Source organism: Nosocomiicoccus sp. HMSC059G07 (genome assembly GCF_001815515.1).
GTDB lineage: Bacteria > Bacillota > Bacilli > Staphylococcales > Salinicoccaceae > Nosocomiicoccus > Nosocomiicoccus ampullae_A.
Map to the genome: position 1 here is coordinate 1 of NZ_KV820788.1, position 9,603 is coordinate 9,603.

Annotated in this window: 12 protein-coding genes; 8 read left to right on the top strand and 4 right to left on the bottom strand. The window is 36.1% G+C overall.

Annotation, left to right across the window (positions count from 1 at the left end):
* Positions 1-236: 236 nt before the first annotated feature.
* Complete coding sequence (locus HMPREF3029_RS01460; RefSeq protein ID WP_180953428.1) at positions 237-1,094, bottom strand: DMT family transporter; 858 nt, start codon at positions 1,092-1,094, stop codon at positions 237-239.
* A gap of 154 nt (positions 1,095-1,248) precedes the next feature.
* On the opposite strand from HMPREF3029_RS01460, the gene HMPREF3029_RS01465 reads away from it, so the two are divergent.
* The 6 genes from HMPREF3029_RS01465 to HMPREF3029_RS01490 all read left to right on the top strand — a co-directional run bounded on the left by HMPREF3029_RS01465 (position 1,249) and on the right by HMPREF3029_RS01490 (position 6,368).
* Entirely contained in the window at positions 1,249-1,641 is a 393-nt protein-coding gene (locus HMPREF3029_RS01465) for a FixH family protein (RefSeq protein WP_068129795.1), read from the top strand.
* Positions 1,642-1,720: 79 nt separating this feature from the next.
* Positions 1,721-2,386 (top strand): SDR family NAD(P)-dependent oxidoreductase, encoded by a 666-nt coding sequence (locus HMPREF3029_RS01470; RefSeq protein WP_068129799.1) that lies wholly within the window; start codon positions 1,721-1,723, stop codon positions 2,384-2,386.
* Positions 2,387-2,502: 116 nt separating this feature from the next.
* Positions 2,503-3,465, top strand: a complete 963-nt coding sequence (locus tag HMPREF3029_RS01475) for an ABC transporter permease (protein WP_070709551.1) — start codon at positions 2,503-2,505, stop codon at positions 3,463-3,465.
* Positions 3,458-4,420, top strand: a complete 963-nt coding sequence (locus tag HMPREF3029_RS01480) for an iron chelate uptake ABC transporter family permease subunit (RefSeq protein WP_040929477.1) — start codon at positions 3,458-3,460, stop codon at positions 4,418-4,420. The genes HMPREF3029_RS01475 and HMPREF3029_RS01480 overlap by 8 nt, the downstream gene beginning before the upstream one ends.
* On the top strand, positions 4,417-5,214 hold the full coding sequence (locus HMPREF3029_RS01485) for an iron ABC transporter ATP-binding protein (protein WP_040929476.1): 798 nt from the start codon (positions 4,417-4,419) through the stop codon (positions 5,212-5,214). The genes HMPREF3029_RS01480 and HMPREF3029_RS01485 overlap by 4 nt, the downstream gene beginning before the upstream one ends.
* Before the next feature lie 80 nt (positions 5,215-5,294).
* Positions 5,295-6,368, top strand: a complete 1,074-nt coding sequence (locus HMPREF3029_RS01490) for a siderophore ABC transporter substrate-binding protein (RefSeq protein WP_070709352.1) — start codon at positions 5,295-5,297, stop codon at positions 6,366-6,368.
* A 19-nt stretch (positions 6,369-6,387) separates the two neighbouring features.
* Here the strand turns inward: HMPREF3029_RS01490 and murB are convergent, their stop codons facing one another.
* Positions 6,388-7,311, bottom strand: coding sequence for a UDP-N-acetylmuramate dehydrogenase (gene murB, locus HMPREF3029_RS01495; protein ID WP_070709354.1), 924 nt, complete (start codon positions 7,309-7,311; stop codon positions 6,388-6,390).
* A 97-nt stretch (positions 7,312-7,408) separates the two neighbouring features.
* On the opposite strand from murB, the gene HMPREF3029_RS01500 reads away from it, so the two are divergent.
* Complete coding sequence (locus HMPREF3029_RS01500) at positions 7,409-8,299, top strand: EMYY motif lipoprotein (RefSeq protein ID WP_070709356.1); 891 nt, start codon at positions 7,409-7,411, stop codon at positions 8,297-8,299.
* A 37-nt stretch (positions 8,300-8,336) separates the two neighbouring features.
* Here HMPREF3029_RS01500 and HMPREF3029_RS01505 read toward each other — a convergent pair whose 3' ends face one another.
* Complete coding sequence (locus HMPREF3029_RS01505) at positions 8,337-8,552, bottom strand: hypothetical protein (protein ID WP_040929472.1); 216 nt, start codon at positions 8,550-8,552, stop codon at positions 8,337-8,339.
* Between the two features lie 96 nt (positions 8,553-8,648).
* On the opposite strand from HMPREF3029_RS01505, the gene ytxJ reads away from it, so the two are divergent.
* Positions 8,649-8,969, top strand: a complete 321-nt coding sequence (gene ytxJ, locus HMPREF3029_RS01510; protein WP_040929471.1) for a bacillithiol system redox-active protein YtxJ — start codon at positions 8,649-8,651, stop codon at positions 8,967-8,969.
* A gap of 30 nt (positions 8,970-8,999) precedes the next feature.
* Here ytxJ and HMPREF3029_RS01515 read toward each other — a convergent pair.
* A partial coding sequence (locus tag HMPREF3029_RS01515; RefSeq protein ID WP_144265384.1) for a GGDEF domain-containing protein occupies positions 9,000-9,603 on the bottom strand: 604 nt, incomplete at its 5' end.

Sequence of the window (9,603 nt, forward strand, 5' to 3'; positions counted from 1 at the left end):
AAATATGTTAAATAAATCCGGATATCTAACAAAAACGTGATTTTTATGTTAAATATAATTTGGTTAAACGGTGTTTTTATTCTTTTGGGATAAAAAGCTACTCTCTGCCATCGCTTATTTACAAAAGATATCTGAATGTGTGAGATATATCAGGATAATTAACAAAAACCCCGAACAAACATACCAAAAAGCGAGACCCGGAATCAGCATGGTCTCGCTCCTTTTCAACAGAAATATTACGTTCGTTTTTGCGGTAAGTTTTTCATATACATATAGAAACTTGCTGCGAAGATGATAATGTACCCGATAATCGATAGAATATCTGGGTATTCTCCAAAGAATATGATACTGAACATCGCAGTAAATATAATCGTCGTGTAGAAGAATATCGAGATCTCTTTCGCTGGTGCATAACTGTATGCAATCGTTAGGCCGAATTGTCCTACTGATGCTGCGACTCCTGCAAGTAATAGGAACATGAGTTGTTCACCGGTCATCGGTTCATAGTTATAGATGAAAAACGGCAGTAACGCGACTGTTGAAAATCCTGAGAAATAAAATACGACGGTGTAAAATTTCTCGCGATCTCCGAGGACTCTTAACACAGTGTACGCTCCTGCAGCTGCGAGAGCACCGAGCACCCCGACTAAGGCATCAAATGATGTACTTTCAAACGACGGTTTGATAATAAATATCGCACCAATGAATGCGATAATAATCGAAGTCATTTGGAATCGTCTAATATATTCCTTTAAAAATATTGCGGATAAAATAATCGTGAAAAACGGACTGAGCTTGTTTAAAATATCTGCGTCACTTAAGACGAGTTTATCGAGTGTGTAAAAGTTAAGGATAACCCCGATTAACCCGAGCGTTGAACGCAGTAATAGCAATCCTTGGTTTTCTTTTTTACCAAACAGTGGTTCTTTATAGCGAATGACGAGTACGAGCGCAATCAACATCGCGACGAAGTTTCTAAAAAACGCTTTTTGTACTGTTGGTAAGTCGCCAGAGTATTTTACAAAGAGCGACATTAAACTAAAACCAAGAGATGAAATAATTAAAGCGATAATCCCTTTCGTTATATTGTTCAACTGTATACCTTCTTTATTATTAAAATTACTATCATAGTGTAACACATAGATTGGTATATATCTTTGTCAAAATCTATACATAATTAAGCGATAAAGAACAAGAAAATGTATGATATTCTAAATTTATATCATACATATTGGAGGCAACATATCAATGAAAAAATTATTAGGTGCAGCAGTATTATCAAGCGTTTTAGTACTTGGAGCATGTGGAAATGACGAAAACAAAGACGACATGGAAGGACACGACGAAGTTGCTGGTTTAGATGTTGAGTTAACGACTCCTGAAACTGCAACAGCTGGTGAAGAAGTTGAATTCGTTGCACACGTTACTTCAAACGATGAAGATGTAAACGATGCAGATAAAGTATTATTTGAAGTGTTAAAAGACGATGAAAGCCTCGATAAAATCGAAGGTGAATTTACTGAAAATGGACTTTACAAATTGAACTACACATTTAAAGAAGCAGGAACATACGAAGTGATCTCACACGTTGACGCGAACGGCTTACACACAATGCCTAAAAATGAGGTTGTCGTAGAGTAATTACATTTCTAGACGAAAAAAATAGAATGGCGTAAAATAAGTATCTAAGAATGGTGAACATTCTAATGGAGGTACTTAGATGAAAAAGACGTACATTATTACAGATGCTTTAACAGCAATTGGGCAACGTTTGGCGCATGAACTTGCAAAGCGTGGCCACAATTTAATATTATCTGGAAATGACTACAACGAACTCGAAGCGTTGCACGATGAATTAAAATCATATAGTGATGCGCATCACGAAGTATTTTTACTCGAACAAGCAAAAGAAATCGACTGGCTAAATATGGTCGATAAAATAGATTCAACATACGACGGTTTAAATGGTGTGATTTTTATACACTCCATTGAGACTGAAGATAACGATGTATACAATGTTTCATACGATGAATTTACTGAAGTTATGAACGAACACGTGTGGGGAACTTACCTTGGAGTACGCACGTTACGCAATCAATTGATCGAAACGAAAGAGACGAAGATTATCAATCTAGTAGAACCTGTACGTGAAGAAACATTCGAACACAATTTATATTATGCAGTTACCGGTGCGATAGAAGGACTCACGCATGCGATACAAAGCGAGCTTCGTAAAGAAGATCTTAACGTTTATACGCTAAGCTATCGTCCGACTGAACGAGATGCTTCGTTCAATCCAAACGACGACAGCGCAGTTGGGACTATTTTTAAAATTCTAGATGATGAGATTTCAAATGATAATAACGAAACGATCATCATTCATTAAAAAACCACTCATTTTCGAGTGGTTTTTATCTATTATGCTTGTAAATAGAGAATCGTGTAGTATAATGATAAATAGAAATTCAGTGAGAATGATTATCAATTAGGCGGTTTCACATGATGAAGAAATTATTTAGGCTAGATGTACTAATCATTGTGCTCATATTAGTATCGATACTTTCTCTATTTGTTGGAGTAAGTAGTTTACCTTTATCAGATATATTTAATTTAAATGAGCAACAAAAGACAGTTTTATTACATAGTAGAATACCGCGTACTGTATCAATTATCATTGCAGGTGCTGCTCTTGCGACATCTGGTTTAATTATGCAACAGCTCACGCGTAACAAGTTCGTATCCCCTACGACAGCAGGGACGATGGAATGGGCGCAACTCGGTATTTTAATCGGAATGATATTTTTCCCAGCAGCGAGTATGTTAATGAAATTATCATTTGCAACTGCGCTATCACTTATCGGGACGTTAATCTTCATGCAGATTATTACACGTATTAAATTTAAAGATATCATTTTCGTTCCACTGATCGGTATTATGCTCGGTGGGGTCGTTTCGAGTATCGGGACGTTTTTAGCACTTAGAACGAATAACTTACAATCCATCGGTGCGTGGATGCACGGTAGTTTCTCAACGCTAGTCACTGGTCGATACGAAATTTTATATATTAGTATTCCGTTATTGCTATTAGCAATTTTTTATGCACATCAGTTTACAGTAGCTGGTATGGGAGAAGATTTCTCTAAAAACTTAGGTCTGAATTATAAACGTATCGTAAATATCGGACTATTTATTACCGCAGCGATTACAGCAATTGTCGTTGTAACAGTTGGTATGCTTCCATTTTTAGGGCTAATCGTTCCGAACATCGTCTCTATTTTTAGAGGGGATCATTTACGCAGTACGATTTTCTTAACAGCAACACTCGGTGGGATATTCGTTATGATCTGTGACATCATCGGCCGTGTGATTATTTACCCGTACGAAGTGTCTGTTGGGTTAGTCATTGCTGTATTTGGTAGTGCAATCTTCCTATTTATGATTTATAGGAGGGTAAAGCATGCATAGTAATAAGAAAAATATAACGCTTTTAATCGTTTTATCAGTCGTTGCACTTGGACTTATAGCATTTTACATGTTGTACGGTATAAATTTTAAGATTTTACATTATCAACTACCGTCAAGAATGCTCCGTACGTTCGCAATTATTATCGTTGCAACTGCAATCGCAGTATCAACGGTAGTATTCCAGACGATTGTTAAAAATAGAATCATTACTCCGTCGATTATGGGGTTAGATTCGGTCTATGTATTTATACAAACAGCGATCGTATTTATTGCAGGAGTCAGTTCGCCATTACTATTTAATGACGCGTACAATTATTTCTTAAGTTTAATAATACTCGTCATATTTACAGTTTTTGTATTTAAATTCTTATTTAAATTGACGAAAAACAATGTCTTCATACTATTACTTATCGGTATTATACTTGGAACGTTTTTTGGAAATTTAGCAACATTTATGCAAGTGCTAATCTCTCCAGAAGACTTCCAAATATTACAAGGACAGTTATTCGGGTCATTTACGAAGATAAATGAAACGTTACTCTATATCACGCTCGGTATCGTCATCGTGTTACTTATCATCGTGCTACTCGATTTTTCATCGCTCGATGTGATGGCGCTCGGTAGAGATCACGCGATCAACCTCGGAGTGAACTACGACTTAAAAGTTTCGAAACTACTCATTATCGTTGCGATATTCGTGTCCGCATCGACTGCACTTGTTGGACCGATTATGTTTTTAGGGCTACTCGTCGTAAACTTAGCCCATGAAGTGTTTAAAACGTATAAACATTTATATCTTATTATAGGAACCACATTAATCAGCATTATCGCGTTATTAATTGGTCAGATGGTTGTACAGTTCGTATTTAAGAATAACATCGAACTAAGTGTTATCATTAACTTAGTGGGTGGAGTGTACTTCATCTATCTGATGCTAAGGAGGAGTAAGGCTTGATACAAATTAAAGGTCTTTCTAAAGCGTATGGTAACAAAAAAGTTGTCGATAACGTGTCACTCGATATAGAAAAAGGGAAACTTCTGTCTTTAATCGGACCAAACGGTGCCGGTAAAAGCACAGTAATCTCGATGGTCACTCGTTTAATGGATAAAAACAGCGGAGAAGTATTGTTAGAAGGTGAAAATTTATTTACAAAACCGGACAATGAGCTCGCTAAAAAAATATCGATTTTAAAACAGAGTAACCATTTAAATTTAAACATTACAGTACGAGAGCTTATCGCATTCGGTCGATATCCGTATTGTAAAGGGCGTTTAAAACAAGAAGATAACGAAAAAATCGACGAAGCAATTAAATATATGGGACTTCAAGATTTACAACATCGTATGATTGATGAGTTATCTGGTGGTCAGCGTCAACGCGCATTTATCGCTATGACAATTGCGCAAGATACTGAATATATATTTTTAGATGAACCACTCAACAACTTAGATATGAAACACTCAGTTCAAATTATGCAAATCTTACGTCGATTATGTCGCGATAAAAATAAGACGATAATTATCGTCATTCACGATATTAACTTTGCGTCGTGTTACTCAGATAATATCGCAGCATTAAAAGATGGCAAATTAAAAATATCTGGCACTAAAGATGAAGTCATCCAAGAAGATATTTTGAGAGATATATACGACATGGACTTACAAATACAAAACGTCTGTGGTCACCGTATTTGTATTTACTTTGATGGTGAAGCAGTTGAATCACGTCAAGTATTTGGAGCGGTCTAGTCGCTTACACTTTTAAGGAGGTGATGGGTGCGCTACAGCTTGAAATTTAGTGGGGGCTAAATTTAGAAAGGGAAGTTTAAATGAACATTAAGAAATTATCAGCATTACTTTTATTATTTATAGGAGTTATCGTACTTGCTGCATGTAGTAACGGTGGCGGTACAGATCAGTCAGAGACAAAAGAAGAACCAGCTAAAGATGACGAAAATACAGTAGAAACTGTACAGTACAAAAACAACTTTGAAATGAGTCTTACAACAGAACGTGATAGCGATACTGAAGCTGTTGACGAAACAATTGACGTAATTAAAAATTCTAACAAAGTAGTTTTATTAGACTTAGGGGTTGCATCAACGTTTGAAGCACTAGGTTTACAAGATAACGTTATCGCGTTACCTAAAGGTGAGAACGACTCTATTCTTGGACCTGAGCTAGAAACTTATAAAGATGAGAAGTATGTAAACCTCGGTGGGTTAAAAGATCCAGACTTCGAGAAAATTGCAGAGTTAGATCCAGAAATCATCATGATTGGTGGACGTCAAGCAAACAAACCATCAATCGAAGAATTTAAAAAGGCAGCACCTAACGCATCAATTATTTATGTAAGTGCTCAATCTGACAACTACTTTGAAGACATTAAAGAAATGACGACATTTATCGGAGAATTATACGATAAACAATCAGACGCAGAAGCGTTAAACAAAGAATTAGATGAAAAAATCGAAGAAACTAAAAACTTAGTTTCCGAAAAAGATAAAACGATGATGTTCATCCAAACAAATGGTGGCGACCTATCACTACACGGCCCAGGCGGACGTTATGATTTCTTATACAATCCAATCGGATTCAAATCTTCCGAAGGTGACTCAGAAGAAAAAACTGCGTCACATGGTAACCAAATTTCATTCGAGTACATCTCTAAAGCAAACCCAAGTATGATTTTAGTGATGGACCGTGGTGCAGCGATTAGTAACGGTGAGGATGCTACAAAAGTAGACGTACTTAAAACTGATGTTACTAACAACGTAGATGCTGTAAAAGATGATAACATCTTTGAATTAAATTCAGTAAGATGGTACTTAAACTCTGGTGGTCACGCGTCAGCGATTGGCCAACTAGAAGAATTACAAGGGTTTTTAAATGAAGTAAAATAATTAAAAAACGATCCAAGATTTAATCTTGGATCGTTTTTTCTATATGTTCACCGATAATTCTAACTTCGCGCTGTAACAGCACGTCATACTTTTCTTTAACGACTTGTTGTACGTGGTGAATTAACTCTTCGTAATCACTACCTGTACCGTTGTCGATGTTTACCATAAACCCGGCATGCTTTTTAGAAACTTCCACGCCACCCACTCTATGTCCTTGTAGACCACTATCTTGAATCAGTTTTCCCGCAAAGTGTCCCGGGGGTCTTTGGAATACCGAACCACAAGACGGTAAATCAAGCGGTTGTTTTGATTCACGTAAAAACGTCAGCTCATCCATTTTCGCATTTATTTCAGATGAACTACCTTCTTCTAATTTAAATGTCGCTTCGACGACTAAATATCCATTCTCTTGAACGATACTTTGTCTATATCCGAGGTGTAATTCCTCATTTGTTAAAGTTAATAATTCTCCATCTGGCGTAATTACTGATGCTTCTACGAGGCAGTCTTTTAATTCGCCACCGTACGCTCCAGCGTTCATATATACAGCGCCTCCGACGCTGCCTGGAATGCCACACGCAAATTCTAATCCAGTTAGTGAATGGTCGCGCGCAAAACGTGATACGTCAATAATTCGACTACCACTGCCTGACGTAATATAATCGCCATCACGTTTAATTTCTTTTAACTCTAACGTGTTTAACACAATCCCTCTAATGCCACCGTCTCTAATAATTAAATTCGAACCATTTCCAAGATACGTAATTGGTATTGAATACTCTTTTGCAAAACGGATTGTTTCCATTGCATCGTGAATATTATATACTGATATATAGTAATCTGCATTACCACCAGTATGTGAATACGTATAGCGTTGTAATGGTTCATCTGTTTTAATGACAGAATTTGTTAGACGCTCGCGTAAGGATTTTTCAATGTTCATAACAAAAGTCCTTTCTCATACGAATCAATTACTATTATAAACGGGAATACAAAAAAAGACTAGAATAACCATGCAAGAGGAAGGGTGAGATTCTAGCATGTTTCGATATTTAAAGTTAACGATATTACTCGGCACAGTCTTCATTATATCTGCGTGCCAGTCATCGTTAGAAAGTGACATCCAGCAATATGAAGAAAATATGGAAGATATTTATGAACTCGACCGACAATTTCTTGAGGCACTCGACGAACTCGACTTAAAGCAACTAGAGACAGTCTATGCAACAGAGGCAGATGTTTCAAAAGATGACATCGCTGAAATTAAAAAAGTAGTCGATGAATCTCTCGTCCCATTGTCGACTAAAATGAATGAAAAAATAGAAACGGTAGAAGTTTCAAACGAAGAGTTAAAAGAAGTGCATGAAGATTATGTAGAGAGTTTAGAGTTAAAAGAAACGTTCGCGAAAGAGCTCGGACGTGGGATCGATTTATATTTATCGTATAAAGAGTCGACAAATCAACTCATTAAAGACGGTGAAGCCGTCAGTGCGGCAAAAAAAGAACGTCAGTCTATTATCCAAGGCAACCACTCTAAAGTAGCTGCAGCAGAAATCGACCAAGTGATAGACATCGTCAATGAGCGTAGTGGTGAGCTTGAAGAAAATGTCGGTTTATTACAAAGCGATAACGATGTAGCTGAGAAACAACGCATTGTGGATGAAGTACTAATGCCAATTTTAGATACACAAATCGACAAATTAAATCAATTATCACTTGAAACTGACGAAGCAAAATCTGTACGAAGTATCAGTTTAGAAATGTTTTATACATTCAAATCATATTACAAAGAACGTATTAACATCATCCAAGTATACGAAGAAGAACAAAATCTTCAAATTCAAAATATCGTTCCAAAAACAGAATCGTTTAATAAACTTGATATGACGTACTCAGAAAAACTGAATCAATTAAAAGAATCTACAAAATAATAACTGCACATCAATTGATGTGCAGTTTTCCATTTCATTATTTCTTTGTCGGATCTTCCATTTTACCGTCACGTATTCTAGAGATGATAATGTTTCTAGAAATGACTGTAACCATCCAAAATGCGAATACAATCACAAAAATCCAAGATACGAGTGCGTTATTTTGGAAATCCAGTACGTATAAAAACACAACGATTAAAAGTGTCGCGTTAATCGTGTCTAAAATCGTCCAACGTTTTAACTCTCTTTGCATATTTTTCACCCTTTCAAATTGTACTAAATTGATTTTAATTTGATTTTAATATAAAACCGTGATAAATTAATTAAAGCTATTAAGGAGTTGTTCAAGATGTTAACAAAGATAACATCAATCGAGTCATTTGACCGATTGCTCGAAGAAAAGCCATATTTTTACTTTATGAAACATAGTAACACATGTCCAATCTCTGCGACAGCGTTTGAGGAGTTTCAAAAGTTTCACTATGAACGTGATATCGATGGCTATTATTTAATCGTTCGAGATCACAGAGAACTTTCAAACTACATTGCTGAAAAATTTAACATTAAACACGAATCACCACAAGCGTTTTACTTTGAAAATGGTGAAGTGAAGTGGCATGATTCACATAGTAAAATAACAGTTCAAGCACTTGCACGTGTTGAAGATTAAAACAGGAAACTGAAATGTTTCCTGTTTTTTTTATCCAACTGGAGCAAACATAATTCTATTTTGTCCTTGTTTTTTCGCTGCAAAAAGCATGTTGTCTGCTTGGCGAATGACGTCTTTTTTAAGCATCGTCTGAGTCGACTTATAACCGATGCCAATAGATACAGTCATGTTAACGACGTGCGTATCATCAATGTGGAACTTTGTATGTTCAACAGTGTAACGAATCGCCTCACCAAGACGGACTGTCTGGTCAAACGATAAATTTGGAATGACCATCGAGAACTCTTCTCCTGTACTTCTAAACATCTCCCCACCTGTAGGTAGATGGTTTTTTAACAGGCGAGCAATTTGTTTAATGAGCTCGTCCCCAGAATCATATCCGTTGATATCATTAAAAAACTTAAAGTTATCGATGTCTATTAATAATATGCTAACGTTTTCTTCTTCTTTAAACAATTTGTCGATGAAGCGGTCAAACATTTTAACGTTACCAAGTTTTGTGAGACGGTCGTAATATTTATATTTTTCTTTATCTATAAAAAAGTTAAATGTTCGATTAATGTCTTCGTATACTAACAATATAAAGATAGTTGCACATAAAGACGATAAGAAAAATGCGACTAACGTCTTATCG